Origin of the sequence: Streptomyces sp. 142MFCol3.1 (assembly GCF_000424945.1) — a bacterium.
Taxonomy (GTDB): domain Bacteria; phylum Actinomycetota; class Actinomycetes; order Streptomycetales; family Streptomycetaceae; genus Streptomyces; species Streptomyces siamensis.
On record NZ_AUKV01000004.1, the window covers coordinates 1 to 20,346 of the forward strand.

A 20,346-nucleotide genomic window follows, 5' to 3' on the forward strand; every position below is an offset into this window, starting at 1 on the left:
CCATCGCCTGGATCTGCGCAACGGTGTACGAGCTCTGGACGGAGAAGCTGGAGGCGTCACGCGTCGCGGAGCGGCTGGCCGCTTCCTGCGCCGCCTTGCGCTCCTTGGCTTCCTTCTCCGCCTTCTCCGCCGCCTTCTCCGCTGCCTGCTGCTTCGCGACGGCGTCCTCGGCGGCCTGCTTGCGGGCAGCCTCCTCGGCGTCCTTCTTGGCGCTCGCGTCGGCGGCGATCGCCTGCGCGTCGGCCTGCTGGGTCAGCGATGCGGTCTGCACCTGGGCCTGCTGGCCCGCGGGTATGTCCGCGAGGAGGGTCGAGTCGCTTGCCGTCGCCTCGGCGTCGTTCGAGGGCTGAGCGGTGCTGCCCGAGGCAACTCCGACGACGCTTCCGACAGCGGTGACCGCGGTGGCCGAGGCCACTGCGAATCCCCGGACCGAAATCCGGCTCACACGGTTTCCTTCCAGCATCGCCCGCTTGGGTGACCCTCGCGGACGCAATCGTGCCGCTTGGTTGCCCCTTGGTGCCGGCCTCCCAACTGCGGGGTCACGGGAGGCACGGGCCCGGTGGGCAACTCCCGCGAGGGGAGCGCCGCGTGGTGCGTGGGCGGCATACGACGGCTCTATGGAGTTCTGGGGTTCCTGTTGTGCCGTACCGCTGGGGGTACAGGTGTGTCGTATGCGGGGCCTGACAGGAGTGAGACTCTGCCGTAACCGGATGTTGCCATGCAATTGTGTGTTGCGTGTGAAAGCTCACACCTCGTTTGCCCCGGAAGTTTTACGGAAACGATCACCCGCCAAGACGCCGCCCGGCTAGGATTTTTGCCTTTGCCGGAGGTGCTGAAGCGGCTGGAGGTGTCGGCAGCGCGCTGACGGCCGGAGTCGTTCTCCTCGTGACCGATACGCCGCGCAAGGCCTTCAGGAACCGGTTTCGACGCCGAGGCGCACAAGCAGCGCGACGCACTGCGTCTGCGGTGGAGGCCACCAACAGGGTTCAGCCGATGGCGTCGTCAGCGTCAGCCGCTGCCGGACGGCGGCGAAGGGGCGGCACGGACGGCAGGGTGTCGGGGCGACCGGCCGGCACACACCCATAGCCGCGCCCCACGCACCGGGCCGCCGAAACTCCGTTGCGGGCACCACCTGCGTCGGCTACAAGTGATAGCCGGATCCCGGCCGGCAGGGCCGAGGATCGTGACGACGAGAGGAGGGATAAGCCGATGAATCCCATGACCATCGCGCTTGTCGTCTCCCGGGGCACGCGACGCGGCTGACCCCAGGACGGGACAGGCACTTTCACCGGAGTGTGCCGAGACCGTGGAACCGAACGAACCGACCATGCGCCCGATCACCGGACGCGAGGAGATCGACCTCTTCAACCGACTGCCGTACACCCTCAACGACGAACTGGCGGACGACCTGACCCACGGCCGCCGCCGGCCCGAATGGATGTGGGTCGCGCTGCGCGGCGACCGACTGCTGGCCAGGACCGCGTGGTGGAGCCGCCCGGGGAGTGACACACCGCTCCTTCTCGACCTCGTCGACGTCGACGACGGCCTCCCGGACACCGACCGGGTCGACGTCGGCGTCCGCCTGTTGCGCACCGCGATGGCCGCCACCCTGCCCGAGGGCTCCCGCCCGCCCGAGTACACACGCTACGTCCCGCCCGGCTGGCGCGACGGGGGCGACGCCGCCCGGAGCGTCGTCGAGGACCGTATGACGATCCTGGAACGCGTCGGTGCACGGCTCTTCGTCGAGCGGCTCCGCCTGGAGTGGCGGCCGGGCACCCCGGTCCCCGAGCCGAGCGGACGACTGGTGTTCCGGCCGGTCCGGGACGGCGAGGAACTGCTCGCCCTGATGACCTCGGTGCTGGAGGGCACACTCGACGCGCACAGCCGCGACGACCTGACCCGGATGTCCCCGCGCGAAGCCGCCGTCTCGCACCACGAAGGGGAACTGGCCAAGTACGCCAGCCCGAAGGACTGGTGGCGCGTCGCCACCCTGCCCGGGGGCGATCCGGTGGGATTCGTGGTCCCGGCCCACAACGGCTACAACCCGATCATCGCCTACCTCGCCGTCCTGCCCGAACACCGCGGGCGCGGCTACATCGACGACATCCTCGCCGAGGGCACCCGCATCCTCGCCGGGCAGGACGTCCCCCGCATCCGGGCCTCCACGGACCTCGGGAACATCCCCATGGCGAACGCCTTCAGGCGCGGCGGATACGCCGACTTCGGAGGCGAGATCAACATGACCTGGCGATGAGAGGAGCCCGGCAGGCGGGGCCGCGAGGCCCAGCCTGCCGGGCAATTCCAGGAGCTTCACGTATGCGGCACCTCATGGTCCTTGCGTGCGGAAACACGCGAGGGATCTTCCGCATCGCCCCCCGGCCGTGCACAGTCGGGAGCCGTCGTGAAACGGCGTGTGCTACTTCGTCGGGAGGACGGTTGATGGGAGCTCACCACCGCGCGCGGGCGGCATCGGAGGCGGCGGGGCCCGCGGCGGACGGGATCGGCCGTCGAAAATTCCTGGGCTATGTGGTGGCCGCGTCGACGCTGACCGCCGCCGCCCAGCTCGGGGAGTCGGTCCTCGCCCCCGACGAGGCCGCGGCCGTGGTCCCCTCGGTGCCGGGTCCGGCGGAGATCTACGACCTCAACGACATGCTCACCCATGCGACGCTGCCCACGGCGAACCTGATCACGATACGCGTCGAAGCCGACGGAACGGTGTCCTTCGCCCTGCCCCGGGCCGAGGTCGGGCAAGGCATCACCACGTCCAGCGCGATGCTCATCGCCGAGGAACTGGACGTGCCGCTGGACCGCGTCCGCGTGACGCTCGCCGACGCGCGCCCCGAGCTGCTGTTCAACCAGCTCACCGGCGGGTCGAACACCACCGTCTCCACGTTCACCCCGATCCGGGTGGCCGCGGCCGTCGCCCGCGAGCGGCTCCTGAAGGCCGCCGCACTCGAACTCGGTGAGGCCGTCGGCGTCCTGACCACCAAGGCGGGGGCGGTCATCTCCTCCGTGACGGGCAGGAGCCTGAGCTACGGCGAACTGGCGGTGAAGGCAGCCTCGGTGAGCACGGGTCAGGTGTCCGTCGCGCTCAAGAAGTCCGCCGAGTTCAAGGTCGTCGGGACCGCCCAGCGGCGCATCGACGCCCTGGAAGCGGTCACCGGCCGCAAGAAGTTCGCCATGGACCTGCACGTCCCCGGCGCCCTGCCGGCCATGGTGTGCCGACCGCCGACGATCAACGGCACGGTCCGGTCCGTGGAGAACCTCGACGAGGTCAGGTCAATGCCCGGCATCACCGACGTCGTACCGATCTCCAGCGGTGTCGCCGTCCGCGGCCGCACCTTCGGCCAGTGCATCGACGCGGTCCGCGCGCTCAGGGCGAGCTGGGGCCCGGGTACCGCCGACGGCGCCTCCGACGACACCGTCCGCGACGAGCTGCGCCGGGCCGAACTGCCGCTGCCCGCGCTTAACTTGCTCACGAAGGCCGTCGACGCGCGTTTCACCTTCCACTTCGCCAGCAACAGCGCCCTGGAGCCCAACTGCGCCGTCGCCGACGTCCGCGCGGGCTCGGCGGAGATCTGGGCGAGCCTGAAGTCCCCGATCGTGGCCCAGGAGGAGATCGCGCTGAAGCTCGGTCTGCCCGTGTCCGCGGTCAAGGTGCATGTCACCGAGGGCGGCGGGTCCTTCGGGCGGAAGCTCTTCCACGACGCCGCCGCCGAGGCCGCCGAGATCTCCAAGGCGATGGGCAAGCCGGTCAGGCTGATGTGGCACCGCACCGACGACTTCCGTCAGGGCCGCACGCATCCGATGTCCACATCCCGGGTGCGCGCCACGTACGCGCTCGGTGAGGTGCTCGCCTACGACCAGCGGCACACCTCCGTGGCCACCGACTTCGGGCACGGCGTCGGCGAGATCATCACCGCCGAGGCCGCCCGGCTGCCCGTCGGCGACCTCACCTTCTCCGAGACGATCTTCACCCTCACCCAGCAGACCCCGTACCATTTCGGCCTCGTCACCCAGCTGCTGAGCGAGACCGACAAGCGTTTCAACACCGGCTCCATGCGCAACATCTACTCGCCCAATGTGCGGTGCGCGCAGGAACTGGTCGTGGACGAGCTGGCCAGACGCATGGACAAGGATCCCTACCGGTTCCGCCGGGGGCTCCTGAAGGACGAGCGGGGGCGGGCGGTCCTCGACAAGGTCGCCGAGGTGGGGCGCTGGGGCCGGAGCATGCCCGCAGGCACCGCACAGGGCATCGCGATCCACCCCGAGTACCACTCCTACGTCGCGGTCCTCGCCGAGATCGACTGCCGGCCGGAGACGACCGGCCGGCGGATCCCCGACGCCTTCACCGGACCGCGCGTCACCAAGGTCGTCTGCGCCGTCGACGTGGGGCTCGCCGTCAACCCCCGCGGCCTGGAGGCCCAGATGATGGGCGGCATCATGGACGGCATCGCCATCACCCTCACCTCCGGACTGCACCTGGAGAACGGTCACTTCCAGGAGGGGAGTTGGGACAACTACTTCTACACCCGTCAGTGGAACACGCCTCCGCAGCTGGAGATCGTCGTGATGCCCCCGACCAGCGGTGAACCGGGCGGCGCCGGGGAACTCGCCGTCGCGGGCGCGATGGCGGCGGTGGCCTGTGCCTACGGCCGTGCGACCGGCAGCATGCCGACCGTCTTCCCGGTCAACCACGCGGGGCCGCTCGGATTCGAACCGCTGCCCACCGCACCGCCGATCCCCGCGTCCCCCACCGACGGCCTGAGCCGCGCCTTCTAGGAGTCACCGTGCCCGAACGCACCTTCATCCTCAACGGCAAGCCCGTGACCGTCGACATCGAGGACGACGTCCGCCTGCTGTGGGTGCTCCGCGACGTCCTGGGAGTCACCGGGCCCAAGTACGGATGCGGGCTCGGCGTGTGCCAGGCCTGCACGAGTCACATCAACGGCAAGGCGTTCAACCCCTGTTCGGTGCCGGTGAGGGACATCGGACCGGACGACGAGATCACCACCATCGAGGGATTGCCCGCCACCGTCGGCAAGGACCTGCATCCGATGCAGGAGGCCTGGCTGGAGTACGACGTCGCGCAGTGCGGCTACTGCCAGCCCGGCCAGATCATGACCGCCGTCGCCAAGGTCCGCCAGGCCAGGGAGGAAGGCCGCGACATCTCGGAGGCGGACCTGGACGAGATCCGCAACATCTGCCGCTGCGGCACCTACCACCGCATTCGGGAGGCGATCGTGGCGGGTGCGAAGCGGTATTGAGCCGGCGGCCGACGGGCGACCGCACGGCCCCGGCGTGCGCAGGTGACGGAATGCGCGTACTCGGATGCCCAACAGCCGTGGCGCGGGGACCTGTTGGGCCAGGAGTGTGGCAGCGTGGGGTCATCGCCCCGTGGATCACAGGGGGCGATCCGCCACCACGCGGACCGGAACACGACGACGAAGAGGTGACTCATGTCGAAGCCCCCCTTGCCCGAAGGTGCCGTAGAGATGCTGAAGAAGCCCAATCCGGCCGTCATCGCCACGGTACGGTCCGACGGGCAGCCGGTGTCCGCCGCCACCTGGTACCTCTGGGACGACGGCCGGGTGCTCGTCAACATGGACGAGGGCCGCAAGAGGCTGGAACACCTGCGCAACGACCCCCGCGTCACCCTGACGATCCTCGACGCCGACAGCTGGTACACGCACGTCACCTTGATCGGACGCGTCGTGGAGATGCGCGACGACGAAGGACTGGCGGCCATCGACCAGTTGTCGCAGCACTACGTGGGACACCCGTACGTGCAGCGGGGGCGCAAGCGCGTCAGCGCCTGGATCGAGATCGACCGCTGGCACGGCTGGGGCGGTTTCCGGGACAGCGGACAGGTGTCCGGCTGAGACCGGCGACGGGAGTTCCGCTCGTCAGCGCGGCGAATCCGGCGGAGCCGGAGAACGGCCCCTCGCCGAGCCGACCTCCCGGGCGCCGGGACCGGGCCCGGAGGCCGCTTCGAGTGACCTCCGGCTTGAGGTATGGTTGTTCCAGAGCAGGTCACCGCAACTGTCGGTGACAGGCCATGCGTTGGTGGTCCAAGGAAAGACGTCCCGCTTCCTGCGGGGAGATGCAGGTGCAAGGCCTGCCCGGCGCTCCAGAACACACCCCACCGTCCGACAGGGCGGTGGGGTGTGTGCGTTGCGGCGACGGACGCGGCACCCGGACACCCTCGCCGCACCCGGCGGCCCGCCGCCGGCCCCCCTCGCCCGGCCCAGGGCATGATGTGTGCCGTGGAATTCGAACCGTACCGGGGTGAGTTGGTGGCGTTCTGCTACCGGATGCTGGGCTCGTTCCACGAGGCCGAGGACATGGTGCAGGAGACGCTGCTGCGTGCCTGGAAGGCCCGTGACCGGTATGACCCCGCCCGCGCCTCGATGCGGACCTGGCTGTACAGGATCGCGACCAATGTCTGCCTGACCTCCCTGGAGGGCCGCGGACGGCGGCCGCTGCCCTCGGGACTGGGCGCGCCGGACCAGGACCCGGAGGCGCCGCTCACGCCCGCGACCGACATCCGCTGGCTCCAGCCGTTCCCCGACGGACGGTTCGACACGGAGTCGCGGGCCGATCTGCGGCTGGCCTGGATCGCGGCGACCCAGCTGCTGCCGGCGCGCCAGCGCGCCGTCCTCGTCCTCCGGGACGTCCTGGAGTTCACCGCAGCCGAGGTCGCCGGGCAACTGGACACCACGGCCGCCGCGGTCAACAGCGCGCTGCAACGTGCCCGCGCCGCCCTCCGCGACGTCCGCGACGCGGCCGCCGTCGGCGAACCTGCCGACCCTGAGGTGCGGGCGGTGGTCCAGCGATACGTGGCGGCCTTCGAGGCGGCCGACGTTCCCGCGCTCGTACGGCTGCTCGCCGAGGACGCGGTGCTGGAGATGCCACCGGTGCCGCTGTGGTACCGAGGGAGCCGGGACTACGGCCGGTTCATGGAGCGCGTGTTCCGGATGCGCGGCCGGAGCTGGGCCGTGCGGCAGCTGACCGCCAACGGACAGCCCGCCCTCGCCGCCTACGTCGCGCAGCCGGGCGGCGGACACCTGCTGCACACGGTGCAGGTCCTCACCGTCGCCGGGGGCCGCGTCACGCACAACGTCGTGTTCGCCGACCCGGGCGTACTGGAGACCTTCGGCCTGCCCCCGCACCTTCCCGCCGGCCGATCGCGTCCGCGGCGATGAATCGGGCCGGTGTCGCCGGTACGTACTGGTGACACCGAATCGAAGGGCTTCGCACCATGAGCGTCATCGTCATCGAGTTCATCACCCTGGACGGAGTCGTGTCCGACCCGGACGGATCCGCGGGCACGCCGTCGGGCGGCTGGGCGTTCCGGTACGGCCCGGAACCCGTCGCCGGGGACAAGTTCCGTCTCGGCAGCGCGCTGGACGACGGGGTTCTGCTGCTCGGGCGCCGGACCTGGGAATTGTTCTCGCGTCTGTGGCCCGGCCGGGACGACCCGTTCTCCGCCCGAATGAACGCCGTACCGAAGCTGGTCGCGACCCGCACGCTCACCGAGGTCTCCGCGTGGCAGAACTCGCGGGTCCTCGACCAAGACCTGGCGGACGCCGTGCGGTGCGAACGGCGTGACGTCGTCGTCACCGGCAGCCTCGGCCTCGTGCGCCGGCTGATGTCCCACCGACTCGTCGACGAATACCGGCTGTTGACCTTCCCCGTCGTCCTCGGCACCGGACAACGCCTCTTCCCCGCCGACGGGCCGCCCGCGGAGCTGGAATGCGTGTCGGTGGAACAGGTCGGCGCCGCCGTCCTCACACGCCACAGGAGCACCGGCCGCCCCCTCGCCCGGTAGAAGGCCCCACGAGCCGCGCCGGACCGCCCGCGTCCAGTCACCTGACGGATTCCGCGCCGGTGCGGATCCCTCCGCTGTCGACGCGGGCGGGAACCGCGCCCCTGCGCGAAGGGGCGCGGTGGAGCGCTCAGGAAGCAGCCCGGCACGGTGCGGGTGGACAATTGGGGCAGAGCACCGCTCCGGAACGGAAGGGGAAGCACGTGGCCATCGTCTCCCGCGGCTTTCACGGACGACCGACGCCCCAGGCCGGGCGGCTGCCACCGGGTCAGTACGAGACGCACGACTTCCCGGTGCTCTCGGCGGGGCCGACCCCCCGGATCGAGCAGGACGCGTGGGAGTTCACGGTCACCACGGAGGCCGGTGAACGGCACCGGTGGAGCTGGGCCGACCTGATGGGGCTCCCGGCCGAGCGGCCGACCGTCGACCTGCACTGCGTCACCAAGTGGTCCAAGTTCGACACCACGTGGCAGGGCGTGTCACTGGACCTGCTGCTGGAGGACGTGGAGACGGCCGCCGACTACGCCCTGGTCCACTCCTACGGCGGCTACACCACCAACCTGCCCCTGGAAGACCTTCTCGACGGGAAGGCCTGGATCGCCTACGGCTACGACGGCGACGACCTGCACCCGGAGCACGGCGGCCCGGCCCGCCTGCTGGTCCCGCACCTGTACCTGTGGAAGTCCGCCAAATGGGTGCGCGGCATCCAGCTGCTGCTCGACGACGAACCGGGCTTCTGGGAGAGCGCCGGCTACCACGACTACGGAGACCCATGGCGCGAACAGCGGTATCGGGGAGACTAGGCGACCGTCTGCGCTGGCGCGTGGGCACGCTCGTCGAACGGCGCCCGGAGACGCCCGCCGCGCGCACCCTCGTCCTGGACGTGCCCGGCTGGCCCGGCCACCTGCCGGGTCAGCACGTGGACGTACGGCTGACCGCCGAGGACGGCTACAGCACGCAACGCAGCTACTCGCTCGCCTCTGCGTCGGACACCGGCCGCATCGAACTCACCGTCCAGCGCGTGCAGGACGGAGAGGTCTCGCCGTATCTGGCCGACGACTGGGCCGTCGGCGACGCGGTGGAACTGCGCGGACCCGTCGGGGGCTGGTTCGTGTGGCGCACCGACCAGAAGGAGCCCGTCCTGCTGGTGGCGGGCGGCTCCGGCATCGTCCCGCTCATGGCGATGATCCGCACCCGCCGTGCCGTGGGCAGCCGGGTCCCCTTCCGGCTCGTCTACTCGCTGCGCACGCCCGAGGACCTGATGTACGCGCGGGAGCTGCGCCGGGGCGATCCCGGAGTGGACACCGCGTACGTCTACACACGCAGCGCACCGGACGGCCTGCGGCGCCCGCCCGGGCGGCTGGACATCCGGGACCTGGCCGCGGCGGGCTGGCCCGCGGAGTTCGAACCCGCCGTCTACGTCTGCGGACCCACCGGCTTCGTGGAGCACGCCGCGGATCTGCTGGTCGACCTGGGCCACGACCCCGGGCGCATCCGTACCGAGCGCTTCGGCCCGAGTGGAGGCTGACATGGACGCAATCCCCGGCTCCGACGCCTACCAGGACGGGAACGTCCTGGCCGGGCCCCTCTCGGAGATCTTCACCGTGGACCTGACCGCCGCGACCGGCCGTTGCGCCGGCTGCGGCAGCACCGGTCCGCTGGCCGAGCTGCGGGTGTACGGGCCCGCCCCGGGCCTGGTGGCCCGCTGCTCGCACTGCGAACAGGTCGTCCTCCGCCTGGTCCGCGGTCCCCAGGAGGCCTGGCTCGACCTGCGCGGCGCGGTCTCCCTGCGCATCCCGCTGCCCGACGTCTGACCCCCTCGGCCCGCGGCGCGCTCCTTTCGACGAAGGATTTGAACGTGTTCAAGTCTTGGGCGTAGGCTCGCACCGTACAGGGAGGGGAGGCCCGTGAAGGTCGTCATACCCGGTGGGACCGGGCAGGTGGGTACGGTCCTGCGGCGCGCGCTGAGCGCCGCAGGACATGAGGTGGTCGTCCTGACGCGACGGCCGACGCGCCGGGGCGAAGTCCCGTGGGACGGAAGGACCCTCGGGCCCTGGGCCGACGTGATCGACGGCAGCGACCTCGTCATCAACCTGGCCGGGCGCAGCGTGAGCTGCCGCTACACCGCGCCCAACCTGCGCGCCATGATGGACTCGCGCGTGGACTCCGCCCGTGTCGTGGGAGAGGCCATCGCCGCGGCCGCCGCGCCTCCCCGCGTCTGGATGCAGATGAGCACCGCCACCATCTACGCCCACCGCTTCGACGCGCCCCACGACGAGCGGCGCGGCGTACTGGGCGGAGCGGAACCCGGCGTCCCCGGATACTGGGCCTACAGCGTCGACATCGCCAAGTCCTGGGAGCGGGAGCAGGAACGGGCCGAGACCCCCGGCACCCGCAAGGTCGCCCTGCGCTCGGCCATGGTGATGAGCCCCGACCCGGGCGGCGTCTTCGACGTGCTGCTGCGGCTGGCACGGCTCGGCCTGGGCGGCCCGGTCGCCGGCGGCGCGCAGTACGTGTCCTGGATCCACGACCGCGACTTCGTCCGCGCGGTCGAGTTCCTGGCCGACCGGGAGGACATCGCCGGACCGGTGAACCTCGCCTCCCCCGCCCCGCTGCCGCATCGCCTGTTCATGCACGCGCTGCGCACCGCCTGGGGCGTGCCGGTGGGCCTGCCCGCGACCAGATGGATGGCCGAGATCGGTGCCTTCGTGCTCCGCTCGGACACCGAACTGCTGCTCAAGAGCCGGCGCGTCGTCCCGGGCCGCCTCATGGAGGAGGGCTTCACCTTCGACCATCCGGAGTGGCAGCCGGCCGCCGGCGATCTCGTACGACGGGTACGCGGCCGGCGCGGCGTCGGCGTACGACGGCCCGGCGCGGCCGCACGGTGAGCCCATCACCACGTGCCCGGTCCGGCGCCTCCCACGGTGCGCGGGCCGGGCCGAGCACGCGGGCGCGTCCCGGCGGGCGAAGACCCGGCCGCCCGATACGTCAGCGCAAGCGCTCGACGCGCCGTGACTCCGCTCGCTACGGCTCACACGCGCCACGACGACCGGGACATGGCACGCTCGAACAGGGGCGTCCGCGCGTGGAGAGGGATGCCGGTGGAGCTGGACGCGATCGCCGACGAGCTGTACGGCCTGCGGCCGGAGGACTTCGTGGCCGCCCGCGACGCCCGCGCGGCCGAGGCGCGCAAGGCCGGAGACAGAGCCCTCGCGGACGCCGTCCGCGCACTGCGCCGCCCCGGCCTGTCGGCCTGGGCCAGCAACCTCCTGGTGCGCGAGCACCCCGACGAGATCGAACCGCTGCTCCGGCTGGGCGAGACGCTGCGGCAGGCGCACCGCGCACTCGACGGCGCCCGGCTGCGCGAGTCGAGCCGTCGGCAGCGGGTACTGGTCGGCGAGCTGGCGCGGCAGGCGCAGCAGTTGGCCGCACGGACGGGCCACCCGGTCGGCGAGGACGTCCGACGCGAGGTCGAGGACATCCTGCACGCCGTCCTCGCCGATGCGCAGGCCGCCGAGGAGTGGCGGACAGGCCGGCTCGTCAGACCCTTCGGCCAGGTCGTCGGCTTCCCCGCCGTCGGCGAAGCGGCCGTACCCCGTCCCCCGGCCCGACCTGCCGCCGCGACGCGGCACCGGGTCGGGGACGACAGCGACGGCGCCGCCGAGGAGCGTCGCCCTCTCGCTGAGGCACGCAAGGAGGCGAAGGCGGCCGAGCGGGAGCTGCGCGCCCTGGAGGGCGAGGCGGCCACGGCGGCGCGCGCGGCGGACGAGGCGGGAGCGCGCGCCGACCGGCTCAGGCACCGCGTCGCCGAACTGACCGCGGAGCTGAAGAGCCGTAAGGACGAGGAGCGACAGGCCCGCGCCGTCGAGCGGAGGGCGTGGGAAGAGGCGCGCGCGGCCGACCGTGGCCTGCGCTACGCCCGGCGGCGCGCCGAGGACGCCACGGCGCGGGTGGCACAGCTGGGCGGAGGAGGTCGTGGAAGCACGGGTGCGAAGCGCCGGCGGACGTGACGCCGAGCCGCCCCCGCCTCGGCGTCAGCGGCGACCCCGCTCGGCGGCCGGCACTGCTTCAGCCCTTCGCGATGGCTCGGACGGAGGCACGGCGGGCCGTGACGGCGCGGATTCCGGTGGCGCCAACGCAGCCCCGGCGGGGACCGTCCCGCAGAGAGGGCACGTGGGTCAGTTCCACAGGGGGTACGTCATCACCTGCGTGTAGCCGTCCGGCCGGCTCTCGGGGTAGTGCAGGCTCATCTTCGTGTAGTGCTGCATCTCCGGCTGCTTCTTCCACGACCGCGGGTTCTCCAGACGCACGATCACCTCGTAGGCGTGGAACTTGCCCGCCGCGCAGTACGGCTTGCAGTCGTTCACCATGTTGAGGCCCTTGGCCGTCGCCGAGTTCGCGTCCCACTGGGTCCAGCGGAGCGAGGTGAGACGGCTGTTGCCGTCGCCGCAGGCGAGGATGAAGTCGGCGGGGCGCACCTGGGGCTGCCAGAAGCAGTCGACGATGACGGGCCGGGTCGGCGGCCGGCCCGTGGGGCTCGCCGAGGGAGACGGCTCCGGTGCGGCGGCGGAGGCCGTCGCCAACACCGCGACCCATGACGCGGCGGCACAGAGCGCGGCCGCTGTCCTTGCTGTGTGTCTGCGCATCCGTACACTCCCGGCCGTTCGTCCTTGGCCCCCTGGCCGGTGTCCGGTCCCGCGGTCGCCGGCCCCGTCGACCTCTGTGCGGGCCACCGTGCGGGGCGGACTCCGGGCAGCCCTGCCGCCCTCGTTCGCCGGCGATCGTCTCTTTGTCGACGCTACGACCACGTCCTGTGATGCGCCACTCGTACGGAGTAACTATGGCGTGACGCCGCGTGAGGATCAGACCCCGTCGGTCCGGACGGTCTGGGTGACCCGCCACAGACGGCGCGGCAGGTCGCCCTCCTCGAAGGCGTGCACCTCGTCGAGGGTCCAGCCGTCGGCCAGGGCGTCGACGAGGACCTGGTCGAAGAAGTGCACGGCGAATCCGCCGTGTTCGAAGACGTCGTCGCCGTGGGCCGTGCCGGCGCCGAAGTGGGCGTCGCCGGTGTGGCGGACCGTGTAGACCAGGACGCCGCCGGGCCGCAGCACTCGGCGGACCTCGTCGACGACCGCATGGATCTCCTTCGTGGACAGAGCCATGCACAGCAGCATGTGCGCGAAGACGGCGTCGACACACGCGTCGGGGAGGGGGAGCGGCTCTCGGACGTCGTGAAGCGTGGTCGTCACACGTTCCTCCATCCCCTGTCCCCGGGCGGCAGCGCGCAGCTGCTCGAGGCCGGCGGCGGAGAAGTCGGTGGCGCGGACGGTGAAGCCTTCACGGGCGAAGTACAAGGTGTCACGGCCGTGCCCCGCGCCCAGTTCGAGCACGTCCCGGGCACCCGCTGCCCGGAACGCCGCGGCGGCGTGGACGGCGGGTGCGGACGGGGCCTCGCCGTACATGCCGGGATGATCGCTGTACGTCCGCTGCCAGTGCCGTCGCTGCGCGTCGCCCAGTCCCTGCGGGTCTGCTGCCACCTGCGGTCCCTTCACCTCGTGCGGCCCGGCGGCCGCACGTCACCGTCGCTGAGGTCAGCGTAGGCGAGCTGCCTGAGGCCGGCCGCCCCGCGTTGTCGGTGCCGCCTCGTACAGTGGGGGACATCCATCAGCCCATGCTGGCTGCGTGAGCTGGACCGCCCCGTCCCGGCGTGATGCACCGGGACGGGGCGCGGTACGGCGACGCGATCGACGCGCTGCCGGCCGACGCCAGGCAGGAGGTTCCACTGTCGCCCGCCGAGGCGCGGCGGCCCTGCGCGAAGAGCTGAACCTCTCCCGCACCCAGGTGGCGCAGGCCCTCGGCGTCAGCCCCTCCACGGTCGGCGGCTGGGAGTCGGGGCGAGGCCCGAGCGGCGAATTCCGCGAGAAGTACGCGTACTTGCTCGAAGGCGCGCGGGCCAGGCTCCACGCCCGGGCCGAGGAGGCGGCGCCGTCACGAACTTCGGGTTCGCGGCCCGGCAGCCCAGCGGCCCGACAGCTCGCCGGCCTCTTGACGCGGCGGCCGTGTACCCCGGCAGCCCGACCGCCACAGCGGCGCCCCCCTCAGCGCTCGCGAAGGCCCGTACCGTCCTCGGCCTCCGCATGGTCGGGGAGGCGATACGCGGTGAGGGCGGCAGTGTCGTCGTGTAGGTGATTGTCGCTGTGGACGAGCAGATCGCGGTGCAGCCGCTCCAGGAGCCGGTGGGGCGGCAGCGGGCCCCACGAGCGGATGCGATGGACGAGGGGATAGAAGGTTCCCGAGGCGTCGCGGGCCTCGGTGACACCGTCGGTGTAGAGCAGCAACTGGTCCCCGGGACCGAACGGGTGCTCCTCGACGTGGTAAGTGTCCCCGAGCAGCATGCCCAGGTTCAGGGGTGGTGCGGGGTCGTTCGTCTCCAGCTCGACGACCTTGTCGCCACTGATGAGGACGGGCGGCGGATGGCCGCAGTTGACGATGCGCACCACGGAGTCGCCGTCGGGGATCTCCGCGAAGACCGCCGTGACGAACCGCTCCGCCATGTCGCTGCCGGGGAGCTCGGCGGCCCTGCGGCTCATGCTCGTCTCGACACGGCGCGCGAGGTCCGCGAGGTCCGCTTCGTCATGAGCGGCCTCGCGGAAGGCACCGAGCAGCGTCGCGGCCGTCTCCACCGCGAGCAGGCCCTTGCCGCGGACGTCACCGATCAGGAGACGGAGGCCGTGCCGGGTGGGCACGGCCTCGTAGAGGTCGCCGCCGATCCGTGCCTCGGCCGCGGCCGCCAGGTAGAAGGTGTCGACCAGAATGCGTCCGATGCGCTGCGGGACGGGCCTGACCAGGAGCCGCTGCGCGATCTCGGCCACGAAACGCACGGTCGCGAGCGTCCGTTCCCGTCGCTCCCGGTGGGCGGCGAGGATCGTGCCGAGTGCGCCGACGACGGCGGTGCACACATAGGTGGCGACGTAGTGGCGGTCCCATAGGTAGCCCACCTCGCGGCCCGCGCAGCAGGGAGTGCCGGCCAGGATCCCTTCGAGTCCGATCGCCGCGAGAGTGATCGCGGCGACGGCGATGGGGCCGTGGGCGAAGGCGGCGATGACCGGGAGGGCGATGATCAGGAAACTCACCGGCCACTGCACCGGCGTGAGGGGTTCGAGGATCAGGACGAACGCGACGTAGAGGGCGGGCAGCCAGCGCATCCACGCCGGTGGTGCGGGCACCCGGAGCCGGTCGATGCCGCCGGGCTGGGCCGAGCCGGGCGTCGCGGTCCCGGCGCGTCCCCGCCACCTCACAGCCCCCTCCGGCGGGGGGCGGACATGAGAAGAAGGGGCACCGCCGCACCGGTCGGTTCCGCCCGGGCGTGGCCCGCGTGTCCACCGCACCCGGGACGGCTCCACTCTTGTGGCCTGTGCACGCGGACTCCCGGCGAGAAGTGATCAGGGCGACCAGCCTGCTGCGCCCGGCCGCCGCATCGCCTTGATTGCTCCAGATCAGGGCATGTCAGGCGCCGTACGGCCGTCATCGAGTACGGATGTCCCGGGGCCCGGTGGCTCGCCCCGGGCCCCGCGGCGCTCGCGGGGCGGTCCGGGGCCGGTCGCTCGGGGCGTCAGCCCGCAGGCAGGGTGGACACCTCCGACACCTTCAGGTCGACAGGCAGCGCACCGGTGTCGAGTGTGGCGGCGAGCTGCTCGGCCGAGCGCCGGTCGAAGCTGCCGGAGATCTGGGCCTTGCCGCCGGTGATGCTCTGGGAGACCGAGGGGGCGCTCACCACCGCGCCGTCCAGGACGATCGCGAACCGGTTCTGCGGCGCCTGTTCGGCGGAGAGCCGGGCGGTGACATCGGCGAACTTGGCGCTGCCGGCCGAGGTGAAGTCGAGCTGTACGAGCCATCCGGAGGAGCTGTTCTTGTCGAACTCCGCCTTCGCCGACTTGACGTCCGCGCCGCCCAGCGCGGCAGGGCCGAGCAGGTACTTGGAATCCCGGCCGGTGGCGTCGTCCTCGTCACCGCAGGCGACGACGGAGGCCTGAGGGCGGTCCTCCCGGTCCTCCCGGTCCACCGGGTTCTGCTTCCCGGAGCAGTCCAGTGCGGTGAACCGCTGCTGGAGCGCGGCGTCGGCCGCCCCGCTCGCATCCGCCCCGGTGCTCGGGACGGCCGAGGGATCGGTGCGCAGACCCAGCCCCCGGGTGAGGGCCCGGCCCTGAGAGGGGGTCGGACTGCCGGACGGCTGAGGCAGGCTGGGGACGTCCACGGCCAGGACAGGGCGGAAGAGGAGTTCACCGGTGTCGCCCAGCGCTTCCAGACGTGTCCTGTCGGCTGCTCGCCCCGTGACGACGATGGAGTCGCCCCGCTCCTCGATCTCGGCGCCGACGAGGTGTTCGGCGCGCTTGCGCATGCGGTCGGCGGCCTGGCGTACCGCGCCGGTGTTCAGTGGTGACGTCCCGGTGAAGGTGACCACCACGCGTCCGCCGCCCGCCGTGTCCGACGGCAGAGCGCTGCCGGAGCGTGCGGGGCCCGCAGCGGAGGCCCCGTCCTTCGAGCCGGTCGCGGATCCGGCGCAGCCGGAGAGAGACACCATCGCGACACAGGGGATGACGGCCGCATGCCAGGGACGAAAGGGACGCATGCGCGGATGGTCTCAGGACCGGAATACCCGATGTGCCGGAAGTCGCAGATTGTTCCTTTTCCTTCTGTGGCGTTTCCGCGGCTCGCTTTGTGTCCGAGTGCCCGAGCGCCGAGGTGGCCTGGGACGTTGCGTTTCGATCACCGGGCGGACCGCACGGGGAAATCCTCTTTTACCGGGGGAGGACCGCATGATCAGCTCTCCCTTCGTCATGTCTGCGACCTCTGGGGAGGGGTCGCGAGGGAGGGGAATTCCATGCGGACCGCCGCAGGAGAGACGGCACAGCCGTGCCCGGAGTGCGGGGCCGAGATACGTTGCGACAGCCGGTTCGCCGTCTGGTGCGCCGCCTGCGACTCGGCGCGCACCGCGGTGGCCCGACGGCTGATCCGTGACGGCTTCGACGGCTGAGGCACTCCTCGCCGGGCGCCCGCGCAGGTTTGCGCGGGGCGTCCCGGGCCACCTCGGCGGCCCGGGACGCGGCCGTCAGGTGCGGTATCCGAGGATGGTCATCATGCCGCTCTCGGAGTGGTACTGGTTGTGGCAGTGCAGCATCCACAGGCCGGGGTTGTCGGCATTGAAGTCCACGACGAGCTTGCGGTGCGGGTGCACGATCGCGGTGTCCTTGCGGGCCCTGGCGGAGTCGATGCCGCTGACGGCGAAGGTGTGGCCGTGCAGATGCAGCGGGTGCCACATGTTCGTCGCGTTGATGAGGGTGATGCGGACGCGTTCGCCCTCACGCACGGGGTGGCGTTGCGTGATCGAGTAGGGGTGGTGGTCGAAGCCCCAGTTGTACTGGCGCATGTTGCCGGTGAGCGTGATGCGCATCTCCCGGTCCGGCTTGCGGTGGCACAGGGCGACCGAGTCGTCGGGCACGAGCCGGCGGGCGGGCACGATCCGTCCGTCGAGCTCCTTCGGGTGCACGTCGGCCTCCGGCAGGGACTTCCTGCCCTGCCCCGTGCGCAGTACGGCAAGGGCCCTGGCCTTCTTGCCCTCCGCGAGCGCGACCAGCGGGAACACCCCGTCCTTGACGGTGACCAGGACGTCGTACCGTTCCGCCATGCCGAGCAGCAGGGCGTCCGTGGTGGTGTGCTGGACGGGGTAGCCGTCCGTATGGGTGATGGTCATCTTGTGGCCGCCGAGCGCCACCCGGAACGGGGTCTCGGCCCCGGCGTTGATGATCCGCAGCCGGATGCGCTCGCCGGGACGGGCCCGGAAGACCGAGGGAGCGCCGGGAAGGCGCCCGTTGATCAGGTAGAACGGGTAGTCGATGCTGCCGCCCTCGCTCTCCAGGATGCGGCTGTGGCTGCCGTGCAGGAGACGGTCGGGGCCGCTCGACCGGTCGCCCTCCCCTTCGTGGCCCGAGTGCTCGTCCCCGCTGCCGGTGCCCATGTCCATCGGCGCCCGTTGTTCGTTGCCGTGCAACTGCCTGAGCACCTTGTCCGGGGTGGAGCCCTGCACTCCGTCGAGCCAGTCGTCCAGGACGACGACCCATTCCTTGTCGTAGGACAAGGGCTCTCGCGGGTCCTCCACGATGAGCGGGGCGTACAGGCCGCGGTCGAGCTGCATGCCCGAGTGGGAGTGCAGCCAGTAGGTGCCCGGGTGGTCCACGGCGAAGCGGTACCGGAAGTCGGCACCGGGCCGGATCGAGTACTGGGTGAGCCCCGGTACGCCGTCCATGTCGCAGCGCATGCGCACGCCGTGCGAGTGCAGGGTCGTCTCGGTCGGCAAGTGGTTGGCGAGGGTGAGGTCGAGGATGTCGCCCGACTTGATGCGCACCTCTCTGCCCGGCAGATCGTCGCCGTACGCCCATGTTCTGACCGATCGTCCGCCCAGGTCGACGGTGGTCTCGGTGGCGGTCAGCCGGAAGGTGCGGACGGGACCCTGCCCGCGCCGCTTCTCCGCGGCGATGACCTCGGGACCCGACGGGTCCACGTATCCACGTGGCCCCTCGGGGACGAAACCGCCACCGCCGCGTTGGGCGGATCCATGGCCGTCACCGGTTCCCGGCTGTGAGGTGGGTCCCGGGCGGGCGACGGTCCTCGGTGGTGACGCGGGCCTCGGACTTTCGACGGTCTGCGGGCGCGAGTCCGACCCGGAACAGGCGGCCAGGGCTCCCGACGTGGCGGCCGCGATCGAGGCACCGAGCACGGTGCGGCGCGAAGGTGTGTGCATGGGTGAATAACACACTTTTTGGCATGATATATGCGGGAATTCCGACGGCGCGTCTGATGAATCACGCGCGGTGTGCGACGAATGGCCCGGTTCGAACGTGTGTGTTTCACCCTGACGCGCCGGTCGTCGCGGCGCGGACGGGTGTCAGGCGGCCGGGTTGCCCAGGGGGCGCAGCTCGTCCGCGTACGAGACGGAGATGCGACGCATCAGGCCGTCCTCGGTGATGTCGTACTGGCCAAGACGCCACAACGGCGGCGAGTACGCGTGGATGGACACCGCGTCGTCCGTGGCCCCGGTGAGCCGGTGGATGTGCTCGGGGCCGAAGCAGAAGGACTCACCGGCCCCGACGGTGACGGACAGATGACTGCCGCCTATGCGCGGATTGGACTCGCTCAGTGCGCCCTGCACCACGCTGACCGCTCCGGACGAGATGTCGTGGTCGTGCCAGCCGGTGTCGTTCGCCCGGGTCCAGCACAACAGCCACACGTCGACGTACTCGTCACGGTGCAGGGAGGCGTAGTGCCGTGCCTCGTCGGAGAAGGCGACCTGCTCGCGCCAGAGGTCGGGGCGGGCCGCGAGGGTGTCGACGAGTTCCTGGAGCTCGCGCTTGTCCAGTGTGCGGTCCGGGAGGGAGTCGTACGTCATGGTGTTCCTCCTTCGAGGTGTCGTCCGTCCCGCGCGGGGCTCAGGAGCTCCCGTGCAGCAGACGGAGGGGGTTGGTGGTGCGCAGGGCGTGCCGTGCGGCGTCCGCGCCGAGGTCGGGTACGACGGGCGCGGCGTAGGGGCGGTCGCTGCCGTTGACGATCACGTCGATGCCGACGGCCCGGACGAGGGCGTCCACGGCGCGCGTGCCGTACGAGGACGTCTCGTAGAAGACGCCGAAGTCGACCTCGCCGCGCCCGCCCCCGCGCGACGCGAACCGTTCGCCGTGCAGGGGAGCCAGGCCGGCCAGTGCGGCGAAGCAGACACGCAGGCGCGGATGGCGCGCGCGGCCGAAGGCGCGGAAGGCGAACCAGGAGGCGTGCATCTGCTGGAGGTACGGGACCAGGGCGGGCCACCAGGGTGGGGCCTCGGCGCCGGGCGGAGCCTGGCCCGGGTGGACGAACAGGGGTTTGTCCAGGCGGACGAGGGTGTCCAGGAGCGAGGCGCGCTTCCGCCAGCCCGCCGCGTCGAGCAACGCGGTGGCGGGCAGCTGGAGACCGACGCAGCCGCGGCGCAGCGCGCGCTCGACGGCTTCCGGGTCCGGGTCGGAGATACAGGCCGAGGCCCAGACGCCGAAGGGTGCGGGCAGGGCGAGGGCGCCGTCGTGGAAGGCGTCCAGCAATGGCGTGGCCTCCGCCGGCGGCAGCTGCTCGATGCCCAGCGGGCTGGAGAGCGAGACCAGCGCCAGATCGAGGCCGTCGGCGCCGGCGAGAGCGGCGCGGGTCGCGAGGTCGTGATCGGCCGGGGCGACCTCGTACGGCGGCTCGCCCGTCAGGTGCAGGGTCCAGCCGTCGAGGCGCGGTGGCGTGGTGCGGGCCCGCAGCAGCTCGACGAAGGCGGGCGGCCAGAAGTGCTGGTGGACGTCGATGAGCACGCTGGATCCTCGGGAAAATCCTTGCGGCGGCCGGGTGAGAGGCGAGGTTAAGCGCTTCAGTGATGCGTTTAACTTAATCGCTTAACAAGAAGGCGTGTCAAGCCTGCGCCCACGGATCGGACAGGTCCCGGTAGGCTTCCCGGC

20 protein-coding genes and 1 pseudogene are annotated in these 20,346 nt (G+C 71.6%); 13 read left to right on the forward strand and 8 right to left on the reverse strand.

The window, feature by feature from the left end; all coding sequences use genetic code 11:
• Positions 1 to 463 (reverse strand): annotated as a pseudogene (locus tag H305_RS0106360) (lytic transglycosylase domain-containing protein); the annotation flags it as partial.
• An 864-nt stretch (positions 464 to 1,327) separates the two neighbouring features.
• On the opposite strand from H305_RS0106360, the gene H305_RS0106365 reads away from it, so the two are divergent.
• The 11 genes from H305_RS0106365 to H305_RS0106420 all read left to right on the forward strand — a co-directional run bounded on the left by H305_RS0106365 (position 1,328) and on the right by H305_RS0106420 (position 11,838).
• Positions 1,328 to 2,254 (forward strand): GNAT family N-acetyltransferase, encoded by a 927-nt coding sequence (locus H305_RS0106365; protein ID WP_037762797.1) that lies wholly within the window; start codon positions 1,328 to 1,330, stop codon positions 2,252 to 2,254.
• Between the two features lie 185 nt (positions 2,255 to 2,439).
• Positions 2,440 to 4,782, forward strand: coding sequence for a molybdopterin cofactor-binding domain-containing protein (locus tag H305_RS0106370; RefSeq protein WP_028799684.1), 2,343 nt, complete (start codon positions 2,440 to 2,442; stop codon positions 4,780 to 4,782).
• Positions 4,783 to 4,790: 8 nt separating this feature from the next.
• Positions 4,791 to 5,267, forward strand: coding sequence for a (2Fe-2S)-binding protein (locus H305_RS0106375; protein WP_028799685.1), 477 nt, complete (start codon positions 4,791 to 4,793; stop codon positions 5,265 to 5,267).
• 192 nt (positions 5,268 to 5,459) lie between these two features.
• Entirely contained in the window at positions 5,460 to 5,882 is a 423-nt protein-coding gene (locus tag H305_RS0106380; protein WP_028799686.1) for a PPOX class F420-dependent oxidoreductase, read from the forward strand.
• A gap of 285 nt (positions 5,883 to 6,167) precedes the next feature.
• Positions 6,168 to 7,205, forward strand: a complete 1,038-nt coding sequence (locus H305_RS0106390; RefSeq protein WP_420708027.1) for a sigma-70 family RNA polymerase sigma factor — start codon at positions 6,168 to 6,170, stop codon at positions 7,203 to 7,205.
• A 56-nt stretch (positions 7,206 to 7,261) separates the two neighbouring features.
• A complete protein-coding gene (locus tag H305_RS0106395) occupies positions 7,262 to 7,831 on the forward strand; it encodes a dihydrofolate reductase family protein (protein WP_028799688.1) in 570 nt (189 codons plus the stop codon).
• Between the two features lie 200 nt (positions 7,832 to 8,031).
• Positions 8,032 to 8,631, forward strand: a complete 600-nt coding sequence (locus tag H305_RS0106400; RefSeq protein ID WP_028799689.1) for a sulfite oxidase-like oxidoreductase — start codon at positions 8,032 to 8,034, stop codon at positions 8,629 to 8,631.
• A complete protein-coding gene (locus H305_RS0106405; protein ID WP_028799690.1) occupies positions 8,601 to 9,356 on the forward strand; it encodes a ferredoxin reductase in 756 nt (251 codons plus the stop codon). Before H305_RS0106400 ends, H305_RS0106405 begins: the two co-directional genes overlap by 31 nt.
• Position 9,357: 1 nt before the next feature.
• The gene (locus H305_RS0106410; protein WP_028799691.1) at positions 9,358 to 9,642 is read left to right on the forward strand and encodes a DUF6510 family protein; all 285 of its coding nucleotides are present in this window, start codon (positions 9,358 to 9,360) and stop codon (positions 9,640 to 9,642) included.
• Between the two features lie 93 nt (positions 9,643 to 9,735).
• Positions 9,736 to 10,716 carry a DUF1731 domain-containing protein gene (locus H305_RS0106415; protein ID WP_028799692.1) on the forward strand — a complete coding sequence of 327 codons (981 nt, stop codon included), beginning with the start codon at positions 9,736 to 9,738 and terminating at the stop codon, positions 10,714 to 10,716.
• Between the two features lie 207 nt (positions 10,717 to 10,923).
• Positions 10,924 to 11,838 (forward strand): hypothetical protein, encoded by a 915-nt coding sequence (locus H305_RS0106420; RefSeq protein WP_234020637.1) that lies wholly within the window; start codon positions 10,924 to 10,926, stop codon positions 11,836 to 11,838.
• A gap of 168 nt (positions 11,839 to 12,006) precedes the next feature.
• Here the strand turns inward: H305_RS0106420 and H305_RS0106425 are convergent, their stop codons facing one another.
• Both H305_RS0106425 and H305_RS0106430 read right to left on the reverse strand, forming a co-directional pair.
• Positions 12,007 to 12,474, reverse strand: a complete 468-nt coding sequence (locus H305_RS0106425; RefSeq protein WP_028799694.1) for a hypothetical protein — start codon at positions 12,472 to 12,474, stop codon at positions 12,007 to 12,009.
• 216 nt (positions 12,475 to 12,690) lie between these two features.
• On the reverse strand, positions 12,691 to 13,365 hold the full coding sequence (locus H305_RS0106430) for a class I SAM-dependent methyltransferase (protein WP_028799695.1): 675 nt from the start codon (positions 13,363 to 13,365) through the stop codon (positions 12,691 to 12,693).
• A gap of 304 nt (positions 13,366 to 13,669) precedes the next feature.
• Between H305_RS0106430 and H305_RS56300 the strand changes: the two genes are divergently transcribed.
• Positions 13,670 to 14,017 (forward strand): hypothetical protein, encoded by a 348-nt coding sequence (locus H305_RS56300; protein ID WP_420708031.1) that lies wholly within the window; start codon positions 13,670 to 13,672, stop codon positions 14,015 to 14,017.
• Here the strand turns inward: H305_RS56300 and H305_RS44645 are convergent.
• A complete protein-coding gene (locus tag H305_RS44645) occupies positions 13,927 to 15,126 on the reverse strand; it encodes a PP2C family protein-serine/threonine phosphatase (RefSeq protein WP_234020638.1) in 1,200 nt (399 codons plus the stop codon). The genes H305_RS56300 and H305_RS44645 overlap by 91 nt on opposite strands.
• 314 nt (positions 15,127 to 15,440) lie before the next feature.
• Complete coding sequence (locus H305_RS44650; protein ID WP_051370396.1) at positions 15,441 to 16,457, reverse strand: SecDF P1 head subdomain-containing protein; 1,017 nt, start codon at positions 16,455 to 16,457, stop codon at positions 15,441 to 15,443.
• A 252-nt stretch (positions 16,458 to 16,709) separates the two neighbouring features.
• Here H305_RS44650 and H305_RS53240 point away from each other — a divergent pair, with 252 nt between their 5' ends.
• A complete protein-coding gene (locus tag H305_RS53240; protein WP_158690479.1) occupies positions 16,710 to 16,862 on the forward strand; it encodes a hypothetical protein in 153 nt (50 codons plus the stop codon).
• Between the two features lie 75 nt (positions 16,863 to 16,937).
• On the opposite strand, the gene H305_RS0106455 is transcribed toward H305_RS53240, so the two are convergent.
• The 3 genes from H305_RS0106455 to H305_RS0106465 all read right to left on the reverse strand — a co-directional run bounded on the left by H305_RS0106455 (position 16,938) and on the right by H305_RS0106465 (position 20,202).
• Positions 16,938 to 18,626, reverse strand: coding sequence for a multicopper oxidase family protein (locus tag H305_RS0106455; RefSeq protein WP_028799696.1), 1,689 nt, complete (start codon positions 18,624 to 18,626; stop codon positions 16,938 to 16,940).
• A gap of 144 nt (positions 18,627 to 18,770) precedes the next feature.
• Positions 18,771 to 19,271, reverse strand: coding sequence for a cysteine dioxygenase (locus H305_RS0106460; protein ID WP_028799697.1), 501 nt, complete (start codon positions 19,269 to 19,271; stop codon positions 18,771 to 18,773).
• Positions 19,272 to 19,311: 40 nt separating this feature from the next.
• Positions 19,312 to 20,202, reverse strand: a complete 891-nt coding sequence (locus tag H305_RS0106465; RefSeq protein WP_028799698.1) for an amidohydrolase family protein — start codon at positions 20,200 to 20,202, stop codon at positions 19,312 to 19,314.
• Between the last annotated feature and the right edge of the window lie 144 nt (positions 20,203 to 20,346).

Bases quoted from the DNA above. Each gene is read 5' to 3' on its own strand.
- H305_RS44650 (WP_051370396.1), bottom strand. From the start codon at position 16,457: ATGCGTCCCTTTCGTCCCTGGCATGCGGCCGTCATCCCCTGTGTCGCG.
- H305_RS0106370 (WP_028799684.1), top strand. From the start codon at position 2,440: ATGGGAGCTCACCACCGCGCGCGGGCGGCATCGGAGGCGGCGGGGCCC.
- H305_RS0106365 (WP_037762797.1), top strand. From the start codon at position 1,328: ATGCGCCCGATCACCGGACGCGAGGAGATCGACCTCTTCAACCGACTG.
- H305_RS0106455 (WP_028799696.1), bottom strand. From the start codon at position 18,626: ATGCACACACCTTCGCGCCGCACCGTGCTCGGTGCCTCGATCGCGGCC.
- H305_RS0106425 (WP_028799694.1), bottom strand. From the start codon at position 12,474: ATGCGCAGACACACAGCAAGGACAGCGGCCGCGCTCTGTGCCGCCGCG.
- H305_RS0106420 (WP_234020637.1), top strand. From the start codon at position 10,924: ATGCCGGTGGAGCTGGACGCGATCGCCGACGAGCTGTACGGCCTGCGG.
- H305_RS0106460 (WP_028799697.1), bottom strand. From the start codon at position 19,271: ATGACGTACGACTCCCTCCCGGACCGCACACTGGACAAGCGCGAGCTC.
- H305_RS0106410 (WP_028799691.1), top strand. From the start codon at position 9,358: ATGGACGCAATCCCCGGCTCCGACGCCTACCAGGACGGGAACGTCCTG.
- H305_RS0106380 (WP_028799686.1), top strand. From the start codon at position 5,460: ATGTCGAAGCCCCCCTTGCCCGAAGGTGCCGTAGAGATGCTGAAGAAG.
- H305_RS0106405 (WP_028799690.1), top strand. From the start codon at position 8,601: ATGGCGCGAACAGCGGTATCGGGGAGACTAGGCGACCGTCTGCGCTGG.
- H305_RS0106395 (WP_028799688.1), top strand. From the start codon at position 7,262: ATGAGCGTCATCGTCATCGAGTTCATCACCCTGGACGGAGTCGTGTCC.
- H305_RS53240 (WP_158690479.1), top strand. From the start codon at position 16,710: ATGCGGACCGCCGCAGGAGAGACGGCACAGCCGTGCCCGGAGTGCGGG.